Below are 19626 nucleotides of genomic sequence, written 5' to 3' on the forward strand. Positions count from 1 at the left end.
GACGCTTTGCCATTTCAGGGGAATAATGCGCGCCACTTGGCTACATAGCTCAGTTGGTTAGAGCATAGCATTCATAATGCTGGGGTCCGGGGTTCAAGTCCCTGTGTAGCCACCAAGTACTAAAAACGGCTTACCGAAAGGTAGGCCGTTTTTTTATGCCTCGAGAAAAGTCCTTTTCCTCCCGCTCCCTGCATGCAATTCAGATGCCTCCGTAAGAAAAAAGTAGATCTCTGGTACGAAACGGATCTTTCGTAGCATCAGCCACCTGTCGCTCTCTCCCCGAATCGCTCCTATACCGACAAGCTCCCCTGGCTCGACTCAGCGCCATACAGGGAGTTGGCATGCCTCAATACAAATACCTTCTCGACGATGACTGGTTATTAAATCCGTATAGCGGTGGCAGGGCCTGGTTTACTTTGCTTCCACCGAAAGCGCCGGAGCCGGTGCACATCGAGAAGGATGAGTGGCCTGCGCCCAAGCCACGCGAAGACAGGGTCTTTGCCAAGTCCTGCACGCCGGACAACTGGTGTCGCACGGACGCTGGCACTGCCGAGGAGCCAGCCAGCAACTTCGGCAAGATCATGGTCGCCGGCGCCATGCTCATGCCCTCCGCCAGTACCGCTGTAGCGACGGCGATAGGTGCCGACCTGGCTTTGGGGCGTCTGGCCGGCGGCGGGATTTTGCAACAGCGCCTGAACTGGGCCATCCGTGGCGCCGGCGGGCCGGCCAGCGTGTTCGTGCTGGGAATGCTGCCGAGCAAAATGGCCGACGGCACGCTTCACACCGACGAAGAACTACGCCGCATGAGCCGCGCCACCACGCGCGTGCGCTTCCAGTTTCGTCGTGATGCCGAAGGTGTTCTGCGGGTTTACGGCATCCATTCCGGCGCCTCTGGCGACGACGCCGTACGCACGGTGAACGTCAAGTGGAACGCCGACAAGACCGCCATGGAGGCCAAGCTCAACGGCATCACCATTCTCTGGACGCCGCAACGCGGGCCGTTGGGATCGATGCCTCCGCTGGTTTATCCCGACCACGGTGAGGCACTCGACCCGATCCTCGTCCACCCGATCCCGGACAACACCGATAGCCAGATTGAGGGTCTGCCGGGCGAGGATGTAACGGCCGAGGATTGTATTCTGGTGTTCCCGGCGGACACCGGGCTGAAGTCGTTGTATGTGGTTTATTCAAGGCCGGCGAGGCTGACGCCGGGGATCGTTACGGGGGTGGGTGAGGATGTGGGCGGTATTTGGCTTGACCATGCTCAAGCTCAGGGTGGCGCCCCTATTCCGACCAGCATCGCGGATAAACTCAGAGGGAGCGAATATTCTAGTTTTGATTCGTTTAGGCGGGCTTTTTGGGCCGTTGCCTCAAAAGACAGCGCAGTGGCACAACAGGTCAGCGAAGATAATCTACGACGTATGCGCAACGGAAATGCGCCCCGCGCCCGCTTAGGTGATGCAGCAGGGAAAAGGATCTCTCATGAGATTCATCATGTGGAACCGATATCCGAAGGTGGTGATATCTACAACGTAGATAACCTAAGGGTCTACACACCCAAAAACCATGTCGACGTACACCGTAAATAAGGGCATAGCATGAGCGACCCATTCATCAAAAGCAGCTTTTCCGACTATACCGAGCAGGATTTCATTGATCTCATAGATGAAATAAGAAAGGAGGATATAGCGCCGACAGATCTCCGTGCAGATGCATTGATTATGCACTTCAACAAGATAGTAGGACATCCGAGCGGGATGGATCTGATCTACTACCCCGAGCCCGGAGCAGATACAACATCTGCCGGAATAGCTCGTACAGTCATGGCATGGCGCGAAGCGAATCGACTACCTGGGTTCAAGACATGAATCCTGCCGCCCGTTTCATTTGAACTGTGGAACTTCAACTTGAGAACGTTATGACTAACATATCCGACTACACCGAAGCAGAATTCTTGAAATTTGTGCAATCTGTTCTTGCAGCCAACACAAGCCCAGACGAGATTCTCGATCCGCTGTTGTTTGAATTTGTACGTCTGTGTGAGCACCCAGCGGGCACTGACCTTATCTATTGGCCCGAGGATATGAAACAACAAACAGCCGAGAGCATTACCGAAATCGTGAAAAAGTGGCGCTCTACCCATGGTCTGCCGGGCTTCAAGCAATGAGTTTCTGACTCACTAACCCTGCATCACTCTCAAGAAGATCGCACCACCCGAGCTACCGCTTTCGCGAGCAGGCTCGCTCCCACAAGGGCATCGTTTTCGGCCGATCGATTGGCGCGGCCGCTGAGCGGGAGGGCTGTAATCCCCACGCAGTTTGCACCCCGCCGGCCCACTCGATAAAGTCCCCGAAGACTTCTACCCCACGGACGGAGAGCCCGCGTGTTTCCAGCCCAGCCCTTGAAGCGCTTTCACCTGCCAGCCCTGACACTGCTTGTCAGCGCTCTGACCCTCACCGCATGCAACGCCCCGCCCTCTTCTTCGTTGCCGCTGGCACCGGAAGCCGCTTCCGGTTACCGCACTGATCTGCAAACCCGTCATGCCAATAAACACATGGCCGCTGCTGCCAATCCACTCGCGGCCGAAGCCGGGCGGGAGATGTTGCGTCAGGGTGGTTCGGCGATTGATGCGGCGATTGCGATGCAGGCGGTGTTGACGCTGGTTGAGCCGCAGTCTTCCGGGATCGGTGGCGGGGCGATGATTGTGTTGTGGGATGGCAAGCAGGTGCGCACCTATGACGGCCGCGAAACGGCGCCGGCCGGGGCCACCGAGAAGCTGTTCCTGAAGGCTGACGGTAAACCGATGGCCTTTACGCAAGCGCAGATCGGCGGGCGCTCGGTCGGTACGCCCGGGGTATTGCGGGCGCTGGAGCTGGCGCATCGACAACACGGTCGCTTGCCTTGGGCGAAGCTGTTTGAGCCAGCGATCAAACTGGCCGAGCAAGGCTTTGCGATTTCCCCGCGCCTGCATTCGCTGCTGACTGCCGATCCACTGATACGCCAGTCGCCAGACATGGCCGCGTACTTCCTCAATGACGATGGCAGCGTCAAAGCTGTCGGCACACGCCTGCAAAACCCGAAATTGGCTGCCGTGTTCAAACGTATCGCCAGCGAAGGTGCCGATGCGCTGTACAAAGGTCCGATCGCCGAAGAGATCGTCGCCAGGGTTCAACAGCACGCCAACCCCGGCAGCCTGTCGCTGAACGATTTGCAGCGTTATCAGGCCAAGGAGCGCGCGCCGCTGTGTACCGACTACAAGCGTTGGCAGGTCTGCGGCATGCCGCCACCGTCGTCGGGCGGGATCGCCGTGGCGCAGATTCTCGGCACGTTGCAGGCGCTGGAGACTCGCGACCCACGCCTGTCGCTGACCCCGCTCAAACCAACGAAAACCGATAAGCCGGCCGGCATCGAACCGGTGCCGCAAGCAGTGCACCTGATCGCCGAGGCTGAACGTCTGGCCTATGCCGATCGTGCGCAATACGTGGCCGACACCGACTTCGTCCCGGTACCGGTCAAAGGTCTGCTCGATCCGGCCTACCTGGCCAGCCGCGCCAGCCTGATCGGCGAGCGCAGCATGGGCAGCGCCAAACCGGGCACACCGCCGGGCGTGCAGGTTGCCTACGCACCGGACCGCTCGCCGTTGCGCATCTCGACCTCGCAAGTGGTGGCGGTGGATGATCTCGGCGGCGCAGTATCGATGACCACCACCATCGAAGCCGCGTTCGGCTCGCACCTGATGGTTCAGGGTTTTCTGCTGAACAACCAGATGACCGACTTCTCGTTCATCCCCGAAGAGAACGGGCAGAAAGTCGCCAACCGCGTCGAACCCGGAAAACGCCCACGTTCGTCGATGGCGCCGACGCTGATCTTTGATCGCAACACTGGTGAATTTGTCGCCACGGTCGGCTCGCCCGGCGGCTCGCAAATCATCGAATACGTGGCGAAAACCACCATCGGCCTGCTCGACTGGAACCTCGATGCACAAAGTGCAATCAACCTGCCCAACTTCGGCAGCCGCAACGGTCCCACCGAACTGGAACAGGGACAGTTCAGCCCGGTGCTGATTCAGGCGTTGAAAGACAAAGGGCACACGGTCAGTGAAATCGACATGACCAGCGGCACCCAAGCGATCGTGCGGGTGAAGGATGCGCAGGGCAAAGCGACCTTGACGGGGGGTGCCGATCCTCGGCGTGAGGGAGAAGCGTTGGGGGACTGAAACACCGCATTGAAAAAGGCCTGCCGAGCAGCAGGCCTTCTCCCGGGAGTAAATCAGACCGCCAACGTCTTGCCATCCACCCCGTCCCCAATCTTCAGGAAATGCCCCCCCGCCACGTGGTGCAAGGTACGCAATCCATCCTGCCCTTCGAAATGCCAGCGCCCATCGCTGAACACACGCTCATCGGCCTGGGCGGCGATGACTTCGGCGAGGAACAGGTCGTATTGCTCGTGATTGCGCGGCTCTGGCAGCAGGCGGCATTCGAGCCAGGCAACACAACCCTCGAGCAGCGGCGCTTCAACCTGTTCGCCGGCAAAGGTGTGCAGGCCGTACGCCTGAAATTTGTCGTGCCCCTGGTTACGGGTGATTTCCAGGCCGGACGTATTGCCGACGGTTTGCACGATATCGGCCTGATTGACGCAAGGCACGTTCAGCACAAATGTGCCGGAGGCTTCGAGCAACTGGCGGGTCCAGGTGGATTTGTCGAGGACGACGGCGACTTTCGGCGGTTCGAAATCCAGCGGCATGGCCCAGGCGGCGGCCATGATGTTGCGCTGCCCGTCGTGAGCGGCACTGACGAGAACGGTCGGCCCGTGATTGAGCAGGCGATAGGCTTTGTTCAGGGGTACCGGACGGCGTTGGGAGTCGCTCATGGGGATCTGCTCCGGGGGAAAAGGAGCCGATTGTAGCGCTGTCACTGGCGAAACACAGAACCTGTGGGAGCGAGCAGATGCGGCGCTGCCCCTCGGTGATCGTTCCCACGCTCTGCGCGGGAATGCATCCTGTGACGCTCTGCGTCACGCCAGCGAAGGAACGCGGAGCGTCCCGGACGGCATTCCCACGCAGAGCGTGGGAACGATCAGTGCGGTGTCAGTGAGAGAGCTGATTGGCAAACTGCCCCACCGCATCCACCACTTTCTGCGCACCGTCCTGAATCTCGACAATCACCGTGCCCGCCTCCGCCGCCAGCGCCAGGCCCTGTTCGGCCTGAAGCTTGCCGTCGGTCATCAGCGCCACGGCATTGCGGGCCATTTCCTGGTTCTGCCGTACCACGCCGACGATTTCGTCCGTCGCCTGGCTGGTGCGCGAGGCCAGTTGCCGGACCTCGTCCGCGACCACGGCAAAACCACGGCCCTGCTCGCCGGCCCGGGCGGCTTCGATGGCAGCGTTGAGCGCCAGCAGGTTGGTCTGTTCGGCAATGCCGCTGATGGTTTTGACGATCGTGCCGATCACCAGCGACTGCTCGCTCAGCGCCTCGATACCTTCGCCGGCGGCTTGCATGTGACGCGACAAATCACGCATCACGTTCACCGCTTCGGTGACGACCGTGGTGCCCCGTTGCGCGGTGCTGTCGGTTTGTTGCGAGGTGCTGTAAGCGATGCTGGCCGCGTCGGCAACCGCCTGCTCGCGGTTGACCTGATCAGTAATCACCGTGGCGAACTTCACCACTTTGTACAGTCTGTCGTTGGCATCGACCACCGGGTTGTAGGACGCTTCCAGCCACACCGTACGACCATGGCTGTCGATACGCTTGAAGCGGCCTGCGACGAATTCGCCACTGTTCAAGCGCCGCCAGAAGTTCTGGTACTCGGCGCTGTTGTACTCTTCCGGGGCGCAAAACGTGCGGTGATGTTTACCCTTGATCTGCGCCAGGCTGTAACCCATGCCGTTGAGGAAGCGATCATTGGCGCTGAGCACATTGCCGTTGAGGTCGAATTCAATCACGGCGGTGGAACGCACCAGCGCACCGATCAGGTTCTCATGCTCGCGGGAGGCTTCGATGGTGCGGGTCAGGTCACTGGCGTAGAAGGAGATGTGTCTGATCCGCCCATCAGACGAGCGCACCGGTTGCACGATTGAACGCAGCCACGCCTCGTCGCCATTGCCACGCAACAGGCGCACGGCGCCGGCGAAGTGCTCGCCACGGCTCATCGAGTTTTTGAAGCGCTGATGGAATTCGTCGGTTTTGACGTGGGCCGGCACGATGTCTTCGATTGCCCGGCCGATCAGGTCCTGGCTCTTGTAGAACATTTCATCGAGAAAATTCTGGTTGACCGAACGAATCCGCCCGTCGGGCTCAAGGGTCAGCGCGAGCATTTCGCTTTCCAGGCTTTCCTTCACTTGTACAAGGCTGGAGAGTTCTTCGCGCAGAGCGGCCAGCTCTTGCTTCAAGCGTTTATTGAACATGGGAAAGCACCGATGGCAGGGTAGTTAGCGGATACAACCTTGCCATCGGCCTTGCGCAGCTTTTCTGAAGCCAGCTCCAGACCCGTCAGTCGAAAATAATCCGGCGCTTGCGGATCAGGCAGCGCCGGCCGCCTGACACGGTCCGGTACGTGGCATGCGCGCACCGAAATACGCCGCCGTCACACCCCCCACCGCGCCCATCACTGCACAGAAGATCACGCAGATCCATGGGCTCCACGGCATCAGACCAATCAGCAACAGCGGTGTGATACTTGCCCAGGCGGCGTAGGCAATGTTGTAGGTGAAGGAAATGCCCGACACGCGAATCCGCGCCGGGAACAACCCGACCATCACCGAAGGCACCGCACCTACTACCCCACAAGCCAGGCCGGCGACCGCATAGGCCATGCCGATCCAATGCCCGCCCATGATCAGACAGCCATACAACACGCCAATGCCCAGCGGCAGTAACAAGCTGTAGAGCATGACCGTGCGCCAGGCGCCGATGCGGTCGACCAGCAGTCCGGCGATCACGCAGCCGATATTCAGAAAAACGATGCCCAAGGCACTGAGGCCGAAGGTGTGGCTGGCGGTCATGCCGAAGGTTTTCTGCATCATCGTCGGGGTGATGACCACGAACACCACCACCGCCGAGGTCAGCACACACGTGAGCAACATGGCCGGCAGCATGGCCAGACGATGTTCACGCAGCACCGTGCGCAACGGCAGTTCGACCCGCGCCTCGCGCTGCGCTTCCATGGCCATGAACACCGGGGTTTCGCTGAGCCAGCGGCGCAGGTAAACGCCCACCACGCCGAACACGCCGCCGAGCAGAAACGGATAGCGCCAGGCGTAATCGAGAATTTCGGCAGGCGTGAAAATCTGTGCCAGGAAGGTCGCAGTGAGTGCGCCGATCAAGTAACCGAACGTCAGGCCGGCCTGCAGAAAGCCCAAGGCGTAACCGCGATGGCCGGTCGGCGCATGCTCGGCGACGAACACCCAGGCACTCGGCACCTCCCCCCACCGCTGCGCCTTGCAGGATGCGCAGCGCCAGCAACAGCAAGGGCGCGAAATAGCCGATCTGTGCGTAGGTCGGCATGATCCCGATCAGCAGACACGGCAGCGCCATCATCAGGATGCTCAAGCTGAACACCTTTTTGCGGCCCAGACGGTCGGCGAAATGCGCCATCAGAATCCCGCCCAGAGGCCGCGCCAGATAACCGGTGACGAAGATGCCGAAGCTTTGCAGCAGACGCAGCCACTCGGGCATTTCCGGGGGAAAGAACAGCTGGCTGAGGGTCAGCGCAAAGAATACGAAGATGATGAAATCGTAGATTTCCAGCGCCCCGCCGAGCGCCGCAAGGCCGAGGGTCTTGTAGTCGGCACGGCTGAACGGCGCCGGTCGGGCTGGGGAGTTGGCAGTCATGACAAAGAACTCAGGCATCGGCAAAAACCAAGGCGCTCATGGTCTACGCAAATGCGCGGATCGACAACCCGTCAGACCATAGTCTCGGTTTGCGAAAACCTGCTCAACAAAAGGGCGGCGCTTGATTTACTGTTAGCGCCTGTCCAAGGGACCACGCCAACACCGACCAGCCGCCCATATGGGAGCGAGCCTGCTCGCGAAAGCGTCAGTTCAGACAACCTGATGCTGAATGTGCCGACGTCTTCGCGAGCAGGCTCGCTCCCACAGGGGTCTCTGTGGCTGTCGAGCCGGGCGACTGCTCCCACGGATCAAAATAACCATAAAAAATCCGAGGTACTTCCCGTGGCCGTTGATATCGAAGATAGCCGCTCCGCGCGCTTTGCCCTGCGCTGTTCCAGTTTTGCCGAACGCTGGTTTCCCGATTCCTGGGTATTCGCCGCGTTGGCCGTGATCATCGTTGCGCTGGCCACCCTGGCCATGGGCGCCAAACCCACCGCTGCAGCGATGGCCTTCGGCGACGGCTTCTGGAGCCTGATCCCGTTCACCATGCAGATGGCCTTCGTGGTGATCGGCGGCTACGTCGTCGCCAGCTCTCCGCCCGCAGTCAAACTGATCGACAAACTGGCACGCATCCCGAAAAACGGCCGCTCCGCCGTGGCCTGGGTGGCATTGATCTCGATGGTCGCCTCCCTGCTCAATTGGGGTCTGTCGCTGGTATTTGGCGGGCTGCTGGTACGCGCCCTCGCCCGCCGCACCGATCTGAAGATGGATTACCGCGCCGCCGGTGCCGCTGCTTACCTGGGCCTCGGCGCGGTGTGGGCGCTGGGCTTGTCATCGTCGGCCGCACAGTTGCAGGCCAACCCGGGCAGCCTGCCGCCGTCGATCCTGTCGATCACTGGCGTAATCCCGTTCACCGAAACCATTTTTCTCTGGCAATCCGGGGTCATGCTGCTGGCGCTGATCGTGATCTCGATCATCATCGCCTACGCCACCGCGCCCGGGCCGAATTCGGCACGCGACGCCAAGGCCTGCGGCATCGATCCGGCGTTCAACCTGCCGCCGCTGCAACCGCGCACTCGCCCCGGCGAATGGCTGGAACACAGCCCGTTGCTGATCATCGTATTGGTGCTGCTCGCAGCAGGATGGCTGTTTCACGAGTTCTCGACCAAACCAGCGATTACCGCGATTTCCGGCCTGAACACCTACAACTTCCTGTTCATCATGCTCGGCGCGCTGCTGCACTGGCGCCCGCGCAGCTTCCTCGATGCGGTGGCCCGTGCGGTGCCGACCACCACTGGCGTGTTGATCCAGTTTCCGCTGTACGGCTCGATCGCCGCGCTGATGACCACGGTCAAAGGCGCCGATGCGCAAACCCTCGCGCATCACATCTCGACTTTCTTTGTCAGCATCGCCTCCCACGACACCTATGCGCTGCTGATGGGCGTGTATTCGGCGATTCTCGGTTTCTTCATCCCGTCCGGCGGCGGCAAATGGATCATCGAAGCGCCCTACGTGATGCAAGTGGCCAATGACCTGCAGTACCACCTCGGCTGGGCGGTGCAGATCTACAACGCCGCCGAAGCCCTGCCGAACCTGATCAATCCGTTCTATATGCTGCCGCTGCTGGGCGTGCTCGGGTTGAAGGCGCGGGATTTGATAGGCTTCTCGTTTGTGCAACTGCTGGTGCACACGCCGCTGGTGCTGCTGCTGTTGTGGGCGCTGGGGACGACATTGGCGTATACGCCGCCGGTGATGCCGTAAGTCGATAAAAACGCACCTGCTCAAGGGCAGGTGCTCTCAAAACTTGGTTTGATCGCTGCTTTAGACGGGTCGCGCCTGATCAAGCACCTGCTGACGAAATTTCACTGGCAGGTCGCCGGGGGTCAGCACCTCGACCGCAACACCCAGCAGGTCTTCAAGCTCAACCTGAAGTCCGCCCAGATCAAAAAGCGTCGTGCCGGGCAGCGGGTCAACCAGCAGATCGAGATCGCTACCGTCCAGATCCGTCCCCAGCAATGCTGAACCAAATACACGCGGGTTGGCCACGCGAAAGCGCCCGATCACTTCGCGGACGGCGGACCTTTGCATGTCGAGAGCAGTAGAAGGCTTCATGACTCACCCTTGGAAAATTCGATGTCGCTGCAGTCTAGCAGTGCGGACGCGCACCAGGCAGCGTGCTTGTTGGCACAGCCGTAACAATATGTGCGCTGCTTGGGTAATACCGCATTCAGGCAAGAATCCACACTCAACCGCTTTTCTGTCAAACACCACTGATCCACTATGAAGCGCCCCCAAATCGAGGGGAACCCACGCTGAAAAGGATCTGAGCATGTTCAAACTCGCAGGACTTACCCTCGTTGCACTGACGCTAAGCGCCGCCGTCCACGCCGATGTCGACGTAAAACTGGGCAGCACCGAGCGCGTCACCCGCCTCTTCGCCTACCCCAACAATTGCAGCGTGATCTGCTTTCGCAATTGGACGCTGGAGCAGACCGTCGCTCATTACTTGAGCCAGAGCGTACAGCGCGATGGTTACGCCGATGCCAAGGTGCTGGTGAAAACCGACAACGATCAGCTCTACGCCGAGATCACCGGAGTGCCGGACGGCTATGACAAGCCGCTGTCGGCGTTGCTCGACGCCGGCGACCTGGCTTATGCCGGCGCCAGCAAGCTGAATGCCGATGGCAAATGGGCCTACAGCTGGTATCTGTTCCTGCCGTTGGGCATGGCCTTGGAAAATCGCAAGAGCGTCGAGTTGCTGCACTTCCCGCCTGACTACTCGCTGACCCAGGCGCAGGACTATCTGCGCTCGAACACCACCGATCGCTGGGCGACGTTGCTGACCGATAACGGCATCCCCGCCGGGCAGACGCCGGCTTACCAGACCATCATCGACATCGCGCCGATCGCCGCGCCGTCCAATGCCGGCGGGGATCTGGAGGATGTCTACGACTACTTCAAGGATTACCAGACCACGCTGGTCAAGCAGTTCAGCCAGACCGCCAGCGGCACGACGCTGCCGATGGTTGCGTTCGGGGCGCCGGTGCGCAACTGGATCAAGGAACAATACGGGCCGACCGTGGGGGTGCTGGGGCTGGCGAGCATCAGCCCGGCCGAAGGGGTGAATGTGCCAGTGCTCGGTTCCAACCATCCGAGCTATATCTGGTACGCCGCCGATCCGAAAAGCTATACCGGCGACGATGCCCAGGCGAAGGCAGACGCGGCGGGCTTGAAAGTCATGGGCCAGGATTTGAGCGCGGCTTGCTGGCAGGCCGGGATGGGCAGCAAACCGGGCAGCGATGCACAGGCCACGCTGAACAGTTGCACACAAACATGGCAGGTGACGCAAAAGGTCAAAACCTGCGAGTTGTTCTATACCTCGATCCGCAACCTCAGCGCTGAACAAGCGGTTGCCAAGTGCGCCACGCCATCGGTCAAGACACAACTGCGACAGCTGAAAGCGCCACTGCCTGCGGCCGCCGTGCCCGCACCAACTCTGTAATCGCTGCTGAAGTCCCCCGTGTCAGCCAATGCTGACGCGGGATAACGGTGATCGCGCCTGTCAGGTTTGACAGTAGACCGGTACCTTCAATTGCGCGACGCTTGGATCCAATCATGCTTCGCCTGGCGGGCGTGGGGACAACCCGGAGGCAATACTCACCAACAAGGATCGTTATGAACAATCAAGCCATGGGCCGGCACCTGCCGCGCGATACAGAAGGCATCTATCCGTTCGCCGGACTTCCCGTACGGCTGGGCTTCCCATCCTGCCAGGACTTTCAGATTATCCACGACGAACGTGGCATGGCCACGGCGGTGGTCGCGCGTCGCGAATTTCTGCGTATCAGCCGAATGTGCCGGGTTTCCGGGCAATTGCTGCCCTATCGCTGTCGACAGACCCGTCAGCTGCAAACCGGCATCCACGTTTACGATCCGCGCTTTTGCGGGGTGCTGGAACACGCCTGCGACCCGAATGTATTTCTCGACATGAGCGAGTTGTGGCTGTGGGCCTTGAAAGATATCCACAGCGGCGAACATTTGAGCATCGATTACGCATCGACCGAAGACAAACTGCTACGCCAGTTCGCCTGCGATTGCGGCTCGTCGCGCTGCCGTGGGTGGATCACCGGTTACGACGAACCACCCACGCCTGAAGGCCAGCGCTTTTTACAGCGCTGGCGGCATCCAGGCCGTAACTGAACGCCGCGGTTACGGCGCGCCGACCGGACGTAAGCGGTATTGCGGCGGCAACTGTTCGAAACCGCTTATGGTGGTATTGAGACTTTTCCAGCGGCCGTCCTTGATCCCGTAGATGCAGCCGTGGATCGACAGCGGCTGTCCGCGATGCCAGGCGTTCTGAATGATGCTGGTATGCGCAACGTTGGCCACTTGCTGGATCACGTTGAGTTCGCACATGCGATCGACCTGCTCTTCTTCGGTCGCCAGCTTGGCCAGTTCTTCGCGTTTCTCGTAGTACAGGTCGCGGATCGACCGCAGCCAGCCGTCGATCAGGCCGAACTGGCGATCCTGCATCGACGCGCGCACACCGCCGCAGCCGTAGTGGCCGGTGACGAGGATGTGTTTGACCTTGAGCACATCCACCGCGTACTGGATCACCGAGAGGCAGTTGAGGTCGGTGTGCAGCACGACGTTGGCGACGTTGCGGTGTACGAACAGATCGCCCGGCAACATCCCGACGATTTCGTTGGCCGGTACGCGCGCGTCGGAGCAGCCGATCCATAGATATTCCGGGGTCTGCTGGCGCGCCAGTTTGGCGAAGAAGTCCGGGTCTTCCTTGGTGATCGCGTCAGCCCAACGCTCGTTGTTATCAATCAGGTCTTGTAGATCGTGCATGGATAAGGCCTCAAGAAAGATGCGCAGGTTTGATAGACGACCACCCGTCGAAGTCACGCCGCCAGCGCAAAGTGTTTTCGTTGGAATTCTCGCGCGCCCGGTGAGTCCACTCAGTAAGGCCCACAGTATGAGGAATTGCCATGACTGATTCACGACGCCCTTATGATGCGGTGCAACCGGAACCCATCGACGATAACGAAGACCGCATGGGCTCGGTGCACGAGCTGGATTTCGACGACGAAGAGCCCAGCGCGAAAATCGGAGATGAACTGCCCGAGCGTGAACGCGAACAATTGATGCCGGCTGAGCGAGTGCGTGAGGCGGGTATGACCGGGGCTTCGGTGGATGATCATCAGCCGACCGACGATGACCTGAGCCCGGAAACGTTGATTCGCGAGGACGGCGCGCGCGATGCCGATGAACTCGGCGAGGGCAATCCGGCGGATTGGGATTTGAGCGAGGTCAGTGAAAACGACATCGGCGGCGGTGACGGGCTGGATGAAGCGGAACTGGCGGACCTGGATCCGCTGAATGGCAAGCGCTGATCCGCTGACTTGAAATTCGCCCCCTGTAGGAGCTGCCGAAGGCTGCGATCTTTTGATTTTGCTTTGGATCTTACAAAAACAGGATCATAAGATCGCAGCCTTCGGCAGCTCCTACAGAGCCTAATCCACCAAGGTACAGGCCATCACCACCGCATCTTCACGCCCACCCACCGCCGGATAATAATCGCGACGCCGGCCGATCTCGTTGAAGCCATACCGCTCATACAACTTGAACGCAGCCGTGTTGCTGTCGCGCACTTCGAGAAAGCACTCCCGCGCTTCAGCCGCATACGCCCGCGACATCAAATGCTCAAGCAACGTCAGGCCCAACCCGCGCCCCTGATTTTCCGGCTTGACCGTGATATTGAGCAGGTGCGCCTCATCAAGAATGATCTGCACCACGCCATGGCCAACCTGTTGCTGGCCTTCGAACATCAGCCAGATCTGGTATTTGCCCAGGCCATCGAGAAAAATCCCCCGGGTCCACGGATGGCTGTACGCGGCGTATTCGATCTTCAACACAGCGTCCAGGTCCGCCTCGGTCATCGGGCGAAAGGTTACAGCCTCACTCATCGGATTGTTTCCAGCGCGCCATCAGCCGACGCATGGCTTGCCACACAGCGGCCTTGCGCTGTGGCTCTTCCATTAACAGTTCCAGACCGGGAATCGCCCAGGCCAGGCCCAGACCTTCGATCTGCAATTCACTATTGAACGCTTCAGCGTCCGCCTCCCCGGCAAACTTCAGCGCCGGCAGGCCGATCAGCCACAGACAGGCGCAGGGCGCCGCTTCCATCTGCACCGAGAGGAAACCCTGCACAAAGTCGCGCGCCGCTTCCGGCCCCTGATCCAGCGTGCCGCGATTGAGCCACGGCCAGCGCACCGGTTCGCCGACGATTTGCGGCGCATCCGGCAGACCGGCGGCGCGCAGCATGTCCTTGAGCAGCAGGTAGGCCGGATCGCGACTTTGAAACGCTTCGCCTGTGGGTAACTCGACCAGCAGCAGGCAGCGCCCGGCGCGCAGCAGTTGCAGGGCAAAACGCGGCGGCGGCACTGGCGCAGGCTTGACCACCACCGGCGTCTCGTCGATCTCTTCCACCGGTTTGGCGCCGTTGCGGGTACTGGCCAGCGACGGACGCGGCACCTCGATTTTCGGTCGCTCGGCCTGACGCGCGGCAGGCTGCGCCGGTGCTTCGGCCTGAGGCGCCGGAGCAACCGGTACCTCGAGCTCGGGCTCGGGCATCTCCAGCAGCTCGGGCCGCGACGGTGCGGCGAAAGGCAGTTCGGTGCGCGGCAGCCAGTTGACCACCTGCATGGCGTTCAAATAGGCGCGGCGGCGGGACTCGATAAGCAAAGGTCGGCCACTTGTGGATAACGGAAAGTGCGCTGATTCTACCGCCCTTCGCACAAGATCGCTCGCTGTTGATCGATACCCCGCGCTGCGCTGCGCCGCTGCCCTTTGGCCAAAGAATGCGACAGCCCGTCCCGAGAGTGAATCGCCGCGCCTGTGATGCAGTACAATCGCCGCTTTTAATCGCCAACCAGCCGGCCATTCCGATGATCGAACCCAAGCGCGTCTTGCGCGCCCTCGCTGAACACTGGGCACTTCTGGAGCCACTGTGCGAGCACTTCGACCAAGGCACCCTGAGCCTCAACGAACTGCGCACGCAACTGGCCGCCCAACAACTCGACAGCACGCCACAGGACATCACCAGCCTGCTCGACGTGTGGATTCGCCTCGATATTCTGGTTCCGGTGGCGAAAAGCCCGAACCGTTTCGAGCTCAACGCGCAGATCCACGACTTCCTCGCCTACCTGCGCCGCGAACACCGCCTCGGCCTGTGCCTGGAAATCGAAGCCTACCTGCGTCACCTTGAGCGTCTGGCCGGTTATATCCAGGACGCTTTCGACGTCCGTGACGGCAACGATCTGGCGCGCCAGTTGCGTTTGCTCGACATGCGTGTGCGCGACGTACTGAAGAAACTCGACAACGATGAACAGGCCCTGGTGGCCGTGGCCGAACGGGCGAAGACCAGCGACCGGCAGATTCCGCTGCGTCAGCGTTACGCCGAAGTCCTGGCGACGTGGGACGAATACGTCGAGCCGATGATCGATCTGGTCAACGCCGATGGCGCCTTCGAACAAGGCGTGCGCAAGGTCGAAACCGTGCTGCTGAAGATGCTCAGCGAACAGCAGCGCCTCGGCCATCTGGTCGATGACGACATGCTCCTGCGCACCCACGCGCGCATCCTCGAAATGCAGACCAGCGCGCAACTGACCCTGCGCCATGCCCGCGAACTGCTGCTGCCATTGCGTGAAGAAGCGCGTCGGCATAACGCCGTGACCCGTGGCGCCGCACTGGCGCTGGCGGCGATCCGGCGTAAAGGCATCGACGCCGTGCCGCAAGCGGCGATGCCACTGTTCACCCGCCCGCAAAGCACCTTCCTGGGCAGCGCCAGTCAGGTCGAAGCCTACGTCTACGCGCTGGCGCGTTTCGAGCCGAAACCGGCGCGCTTCCCCAAGGCGCACAAAACCCAGAAGGCTGGCGACGCCCCACGTGCACCGCGCACCGTGCGCGAGATGGTCGATCGTTGCGAAGAGTCCCTGCCGATGCCGGACCTGATGACCTGGCTGCTGGAGCAGGAACCGGACGGCGCCACCGACGAATTGCTTTACTGGTTCTCGCGCCTGTCGCGGGAAAAACGCTTCAAGCGCGAGCGTCTGGAACGCCGCGAATACCATACTCACGAGCACCAGGTCAGCCTGCGCTCCTTCGCCCTGCTCTCGGCCAGCGATACCGCCGCCGAGGATTCTGCGAGCATCCCAAATGCATCTTGATCTTTCCGAACTGTCGCAACTGGCGCCGATCTTCCGCGAGTTGTTCAAGGGTTACCACGTCAGCCGCCGTGATCCCGAGCTGTACGCACAACTGTCGAATTTCCAGGACCAGTACCGCACGCTGTTCAAGGCGCTGGGCTTTGAACTGGTCTGCGACACCCGTGGTTTCTACTACTTCGTGCCGGACATGGCCGCCGCAGCGGTGAACAAGACCGCCCAGCGTCTGGCGCTGTTCACCTTCATCCTCGTTGAGCACCTGGCCGATCAGGGCCGCGACCCGATTGCCGTGCTCGACGGCGGCAGCCTCGGCCGCGAAGAGTTGCCGTCGCTGCTGGACAAGTACCGCGACCTGTTCATCCAGGCCGAAGTGCAGACTGTTGAAGAACTCGAAGAAAAAATCATGCGCCGCATGACCCAGCTCGGTTTTGCCGGCGAAGAAAACGGCGTCTACCGCTTCCTGCCGCCGATGCACCGTTTCCTCGACGTGTGCCTGTCGGTACAGCAGGACCGCGACCTGGCAGCCAGCGTCCACAGCGTTCTGCCGCTGCCGGCGCCGGTGCTGATCGACGAAGAAGCCGAAGCGAAATTCCTCGAAACCGACGATCCGCTCGATCTTTCCGAATTTGAAGAAGAAAGCGAAGAAGACGCACTGGCCCGCGCCATTGCCGAAGAACAGGAGTCCGATGCATGAGCCAGGAACGCTACGGCATCCGCCGCTTTGCCCTTTTGAACACCGCCGGTTACAGCCTCGGTCTGTTCCCGCTGGAAGAACCGTTGTCGGTTTACGGCGCGAACAACCTCGGTAAATCAGCGTCGATCAACGCCTTGCAGTTCCCGATTCTGGCGCGCATGTCGGACATGAGTTTCGGCAAGTACAGCCTCGAACAATCGCGGCGCTTCTACTTCGCCTCCGACACCAGTTACATCCTCGTCGAAGTCAACCTGCCCCACGGCCCGCACGTGATCGGCGTGGTCGGTCGCGGCCCGGGCGGCGGTTTCGGTCACCAGTTCTTCGCTTACGCCGGCAAGCTCGATCTGGCGCATTACCAGAAAAACGACACCTGCCTGCGCCAGAAAGAACTGTTCAGCAATCTCGAAAAAGAAGGCCTGAAAGCCTACGAACTCAAGCCGGATGAACTGCGCCGCTTGCTGGTTGGCGGCCATACGTCGATCCCGCTCGACCTAACGCTGATCCCGCTGCGCTCCACCAGCGAGCAGAGCCTGAAGACCTTCCGCGCGCTGTTCATCAACCTGCTGCACATGCGCGAAATCACCGCGGCCAAGCTCAAGCAACTGTTCCTCGATGCTTTCGAACACAGCTTGCGTTCCGGCAGCGTCGACTACATTGCTGCCTGCGAAGAAGCCTTCCGCGATGTGCGGCGCATGGAGCAGGACTACAACTCGCTGGTCGCTGCCGGCCCGTTGGTTGAAGCGCTGGCCAACGGCGTGAAACAGCGCGATGTGCTGCGCGGCAAACTGCATCGCCTGTCGCCGCTGCTCGACTCCTTGCTCGGCACCTGGTCGGACTACGCCACGGCGCGCAAGGAAGAGCTGACCATCCAGGCCGAGCACTACCGTCGCGAGCAGGACGACCTGCAGAACGATCAACGCGGTGGTACTCAGGAACTGATGCGTCTGGAACGGGAAATTTCCGGTATTCAGCGCTGGCTCGGCGAGTTGTCGGTGCTGAAGAACCGCTTCGCCCTGGTCGATGACGTCAAAGTGCTCGAGCAACAATTGCTCGCGGCCAAGGATGCACACGACGAACTGGCCGGTGCCTTGGCGCAGTCGCGTCAGTTCAGCGCCGAAGATCTCGAAGAGCGTCTGCGCGATCTGGAAAAACGCCTGAAGTCGGTGAAGCAACAACTCGATCACGCCGACAACAACAGCTACGCCCGCCTGCGCGAAGAGTTCTCGCAGCAGGACGTCGAGCGCCTGATGCGCCTGTTCAACAGCGCGCTCTTCAGCCTGCCGCTGGGTGAACACGGCATCACCCTCGACGAGAACGGTGAGTGGGTCAAATCGGTCGAGCTGATTCTTGATGGCTTCAAGGGCGAGCGCTTCGAAGTGCCGGGCCTGTCGATCGACATCTCGCACATTGAGCCGCCTGCCTTGCAGGCGCTGGCTGACCGCGCCGCGTTGCGCGATCAGAAAGAGCGTCTGGAAAAAGAGCTCAAGCAACTGAAAACCCAGCAGGCCGTGGCCGCCGACCGCGCCGCGAGCAAGACCCAGACCGAAGCGCTGTACCAGCAGGTGCTGGACGCACAGAAGGCGCTGGAAGATTTCCGTCGCACCCAGACGCTGAGCGCCGAAGAAAGCGACAAGCTTGAGCAACTGGCGCAGATGGAAGCCGCGCAGGACGAACTCAAGCGCTCCAGCGATGCGTTCACCGAGCGCGTCCAGCAACTGTCGGCCAAGCTGCAACTGGTCGGCCGGCAGATCGCCGATATGGAGGCCAAGCAACGCACCCTCGACGACGCGCTACGTCGTCGTCAGTTGCTGCCAGCGGATCTGCCGTTCGGCACGCCGTTCATGGATCCGGTCGATGATTCGATGGACAACCTGCTGCCGCTGCTCAACGATTATCAGGACAGCTGGCAGGGCCTCCTGCGTGCCGATGGCCAGATCGAAGCGCTGTACGCGCAGGTGCGTCTGAAAGGTGTGGCCAAGTTCGACAGCGAAGATGATATGGAGCGGCGTCTGTCGCTGCTGATCAACGCTTACGCGCACCGCACCGATGAAGCCCTGACCCTCGGCAAGGCGCGGCGCGCGGCGGTCACCGACATCGCACGGACCCTGCGTAACATCCGCAGCGATTACGACAGCCTCGAGCATCAACTGGCGTTGTTCAACCGCGAGATCAACAAGCGTCAGGTTTCCAACCTGCAGAGCTTCCGCATCGTCCTCGCACCAAACAAGGAAGCACTCAAGCACATCGACCAGATCATCCACAGCGCCGGGCAATATGAGGAAGGCGAAACCCTGTCGGTGTTCGATCTCAGCCAGAGCGCCGAGCAGGACAACAAGAACGAAGAGGCCAAGGAATATCTGGCGCGGCTGGTGGCAGCGAACCACAACCAGCTCGGCCTCAAGGACTTGTTCGAACTGGCCTTCGAGATCACCAAGGTCAACGGTCAACCAGTCATCCACACCGACATCGACGGCGCGGCCTCCAACGGTACGACCATGACCATCAAGGCACTGACCAACATGTACTTGTTGCTGCACTTGATGGATCGCGATCTGGCCGGCCGCGTGCGTCTGCCGTACTACCTCGACGAGGCGGCGGACATCGATGAGAAGAACCAGGCGGCGCTGCTGGAAACCAGTCTGCAACTGGGCTTCGTGCCGATTCTCGCAAGTGTGAAGCCGCAGGTCTGCGCCAGTGTCGCAATCGACCTGGAAGGCGGCAGCGGCCCGGCCGGGATCTACATCGATGAAGCGGACTGGAAGTACATCCGCCGCCATGATGTGGTCAAGGCCACGCTGAATGTGCAGGCGGATGAGCCGGAGCTGGATGCGGTTTGATCGGCGGTAGCTGAAGCAAAAAAAGGGCCGCGATC

The 19626-nt window shown here is 60.8% G+C and carries 17 protein-coding genes, 1 tRNA gene and 2 pseudogenes; 12 read left to right on the top strand and 8 right to left on the bottom strand.

Translation table 11 applies throughout. The features are described from left to right. Positions 1–38: 38 nt before the first annotated feature. From AB4N85_RS17155 to ggt, 5 genes are all read left to right on the top strand, one after another. A tRNA-Met gene (locus AB4N85_RS17155) sits at positions 39–115 on the top strand. Positions 116–341: 226 nt separating this feature from the next. Beyond that, the gene (locus AB4N85_RS17160; protein WP_460065185.1) at positions 342–1589 is read left to right on the top strand and encodes an S-type pyocin domain-containing protein; all 1248 of its coding nucleotides are present in this window, start codon (positions 342–344) and stop codon (positions 1587–1589) included. Positions 1590–1598: 9 nt separating this feature from the next. Beyond that, positions 1599–1868, top strand: coding sequence for a bacteriocin immunity protein (locus AB4N85_RS17165; RefSeq protein WP_095181649.1), 270 nt, complete (start codon positions 1599–1601; stop codon positions 1866–1868). Positions 1869–1918: 50 nt separating this feature from the next. Next, positions 1919–2167 (top strand): bacteriocin immunity protein, encoded by a 249-nt coding sequence (locus AB4N85_RS17170; protein WP_150638764.1) that lies wholly within the window; start codon positions 1919–1921, stop codon positions 2165–2167. 216 nt (positions 2168–2383) lie between these two features. Then, a complete protein-coding gene (gene ggt / locus AB4N85_RS17175) occupies positions 2384–4216 on the top strand; it encodes a gamma-glutamyltransferase (protein WP_252868285.1) in 1833 nt (610 codons plus the stop codon). A 53-nt stretch (positions 4217–4269) separates the two neighbouring features. On the opposite strand, the gene AB4N85_RS17180 is transcribed toward ggt, so the two are convergent. From AB4N85_RS17180 to AB4N85_RS17195, 4 genes and pseudogenes are all read right to left on the bottom strand, one after another. Then, positions 4270–4869 carry a flavin reductase family protein gene (locus AB4N85_RS17180; RefSeq protein WP_236168893.1) on the bottom strand — a complete coding sequence of 200 codons (600 nt, stop codon included), beginning with the start codon at positions 4867–4869 and terminating at the stop codon, positions 4270–4272. Between the two features lie 217 nt (positions 4870–5086). Next, on the bottom strand, positions 5087–5647 hold the full coding sequence (locus AB4N85_RS17185; protein WP_460068369.1) for a methyl-accepting chemotaxis protein: 561 nt from the start codon (positions 5645–5647) through the stop codon (positions 5087–5089). Continuing rightward, a pseudogene (locus AB4N85_RS17190) lies at positions 5627–6403 on the bottom strand (PAS domain-containing protein); the annotation flags it as partial. The gene AB4N85_RS17185 and the pseudogene AB4N85_RS17190, both read right to left, overlap by 21 nt. Before the next feature lie 114 nt (positions 6404–6517). Continuing rightward, positions 6518–7829, bottom strand: a pseudogene (locus AB4N85_RS17195) (MFS transporter). A 342-nt stretch (positions 7830–8171) separates the two neighbouring features. Between AB4N85_RS17195 and AB4N85_RS17200 the strand changes: the two are divergent. Next, positions 8172–9590, top strand: coding sequence for a short-chain fatty acid transporter (locus AB4N85_RS17200; protein ID WP_016773194.1), 1419 nt, complete (start codon positions 8172–8174; stop codon positions 9588–9590). 60 nt (positions 9591–9650) lie between these two features. On the opposite strand, the gene AB4N85_RS17205 is transcribed toward AB4N85_RS17200, so the two are convergent. After that, on the bottom strand, positions 9651–9941 hold the full coding sequence (locus tag AB4N85_RS17205) for a nucleotidyltransferase family protein (protein ID WP_042609686.1): 291 nt from the start codon (positions 9939–9941) through the stop codon (positions 9651–9653). Between the two features lie 217 nt (positions 9942–10158). On the opposite strand from AB4N85_RS17205, the gene AB4N85_RS17210 reads away from it, so the two are divergent. Both AB4N85_RS17210 and AB4N85_RS17215 read left to right on the top strand, forming a co-directional pair. Further along, positions 10159–11331 carry a hypothetical protein gene (locus AB4N85_RS17210; RefSeq protein WP_236168890.1) on the top strand — a complete coding sequence of 391 codons (1173 nt, stop codon included), beginning with the start codon at positions 10159–10161 and terminating at the stop codon, positions 11329–11331. A 173-nt stretch (positions 11332–11504) separates the two neighbouring features. Continuing rightward, a complete protein-coding gene (locus AB4N85_RS17215) occupies positions 11505–12029 on the top strand; it encodes an SET domain-containing protein (protein ID WP_110646141.1) in 525 nt (174 codons plus the stop codon). Positions 12030–12038: 9 nt separating this feature from the next. Here the strand turns inward: AB4N85_RS17215 and can are convergent, their stop codons facing one another. Further along, positions 12039–12683: a carbonate dehydratase gene (can, locus tag AB4N85_RS17220; protein WP_039761245.1), complete on the bottom strand. Its 645-nt coding sequence runs from the start codon at positions 12681–12683 to the stop codon at positions 12039–12041. A 140-nt stretch (positions 12684–12823) separates the two neighbouring features. Here can and AB4N85_RS17225 point away from each other — a divergent pair, with 140 nt between their 5' ends. Continuing rightward, positions 12824–13228, top strand: coding sequence for a serine kinase/phosphatase (locus AB4N85_RS17225; RefSeq protein ID WP_236168889.1), 405 nt, complete (start codon positions 12824–12826; stop codon positions 13226–13228). Between the two features lie 120 nt (positions 13229–13348). On the opposite strand, the gene rimI is transcribed toward AB4N85_RS17225, so the two are convergent. Both rimI and AB4N85_RS17235 read right to left on the bottom strand, forming a co-directional pair. Next, the gene (gene rimI / locus AB4N85_RS17230; protein WP_039761243.1) at positions 13349–13801 is read right to left on the bottom strand and encodes a ribosomal protein S18-alanine N-acetyltransferase; all 453 of its coding nucleotides are present in this window, start codon (positions 13799–13801) and stop codon (positions 13349–13351) included. After that, positions 13794–14540, bottom strand: a complete 747-nt coding sequence (locus tag AB4N85_RS17235; RefSeq protein WP_056790344.1) for a hypothetical protein — start codon at positions 14538–14540, stop codon at positions 13794–13796. The genes rimI and AB4N85_RS17235 overlap by 8 nt, the downstream gene beginning before the upstream one ends. A 242-nt stretch (positions 14541–14782) precedes the next feature. Between AB4N85_RS17235 and mksB the strand changes: the two genes are divergently transcribed. Genes mksB through mksF form a run of 3 tightly spaced genes read left to right on the top strand, consistent with a single transcriptional unit; the run spans position 14783 to position 19591 of the window. Continuing rightward, positions 14783–16063, top strand: a complete 1281-nt coding sequence (gene mksB / locus AB4N85_RS17240) for an Mks condensin complex protein MksB (protein WP_160768349.1) — start codon at positions 14783–14785, stop codon at positions 16061–16063. Next, positions 16053–16754, top strand: a complete 702-nt coding sequence (gene mksE, locus AB4N85_RS17245; RefSeq protein ID WP_016773189.1) for an Mks condensin complex protein MksE — start codon at positions 16053–16055, stop codon at positions 16752–16754. The genes mksB and mksE overlap by 11 nt, the downstream gene beginning before the upstream one ends. Further along, positions 16751–19591, top strand: a complete 2841-nt coding sequence (mksF, locus tag AB4N85_RS17250) for an Mks condensin complex protein MksF (protein WP_041480021.1) — start codon at positions 16751–16753, stop codon at positions 19589–19591. The genes mksE and mksF overlap by 4 nt, the downstream gene beginning before the upstream one ends. Positions 19592–19626 lie beyond the last annotated feature (35 nt).

The sequence above is a fragment of the Pseudomonas sp. H1_G08 genome (assembly GCF_054681355.1).

Bases quoted from the DNA above. Each gene is read 5' to 3' on its own strand.
- AB4N85_RS17160 (WP_460065185.1), top strand. From the start codon at position 342: ATGCCTCAATACAAATACCTTCTCGACGATGACTGGTTATTAAATCCG.
- AB4N85_RS17165 (WP_095181649.1), top strand. From the start codon at position 1,599: ATGAGCGACCCATTCATCAAAAGCAGCTTTTCCGACTATACCGAGCAG.
- AB4N85_RS17170 (WP_150638764.1), top strand. From the start codon at position 1,919: ATGACTAACATATCCGACTACACCGAAGCAGAATTCTTGAAATTTGTG.
- AB4N85_RS17180 (WP_236168893.1), bottom strand. From the start codon at position 4,869: ATGAGCGACTCCCAACGCCGTCCGGTACCCCTGAACAAAGCCTATCGC.
- AB4N85_RS17205 (WP_042609686.1), bottom strand. From the start codon at position 9,941: ATGAAGCCTTCTACTGCTCTCGACATGCAAAGGTCCGCCGTCCGCGAA.
- AB4N85_RS17210 (WP_236168890.1), top strand. From the start codon at position 10,159: ATGTTCAAACTCGCAGGACTTACCCTCGTTGCACTGACGCTAAGCGCC.
- AB4N85_RS17215 (WP_110646141.1), top strand. From the start codon at position 11,505: ATGAACAATCAAGCCATGGGCCGGCACCTGCCGCGCGATACAGAAGGC.
- can (WP_039761245.1), bottom strand. From the start codon at position 12,683: ATGCACGATCTACAAGACCTGATTGATAACAACGAGCGTTGGGCTGAC.
- AB4N85_RS17225 (WP_236168889.1), top strand. From the start codon at position 12,824: ATGACTGATTCACGACGCCCTTATGATGCGGTGCAACCGGAACCCATC.
- rimI (WP_039761243.1), bottom strand. From the start codon at position 13,801: ATGAGTGAGGCTGTAACCTTTCGCCCGATGACCGAGGCGGACCTGGAC.
- AB4N85_RS17235 (WP_056790344.1), bottom strand. From the start codon at position 14,540: ATGCAGGTGGTCAACTGGCTGCCGCGCACCGAACTGCCTTTCGCCGCA.
- mksB (WP_160768349.1), top strand. From the start codon at position 14,783: ATGATCGAACCCAAGCGCGTCTTGCGCGCCCTCGCTGAACACTGGGCA.
- mksE (WP_016773189.1), top strand. From the start codon at position 16,053: ATGCATCTTGATCTTTCCGAACTGTCGCAACTGGCGCCGATCTTCCGC.
- mksF (WP_041480021.1), top strand. From the start codon at position 16,751: ATGAGCCAGGAACGCTACGGCATCCGCCGCTTTGCCCTTTTGAACACC.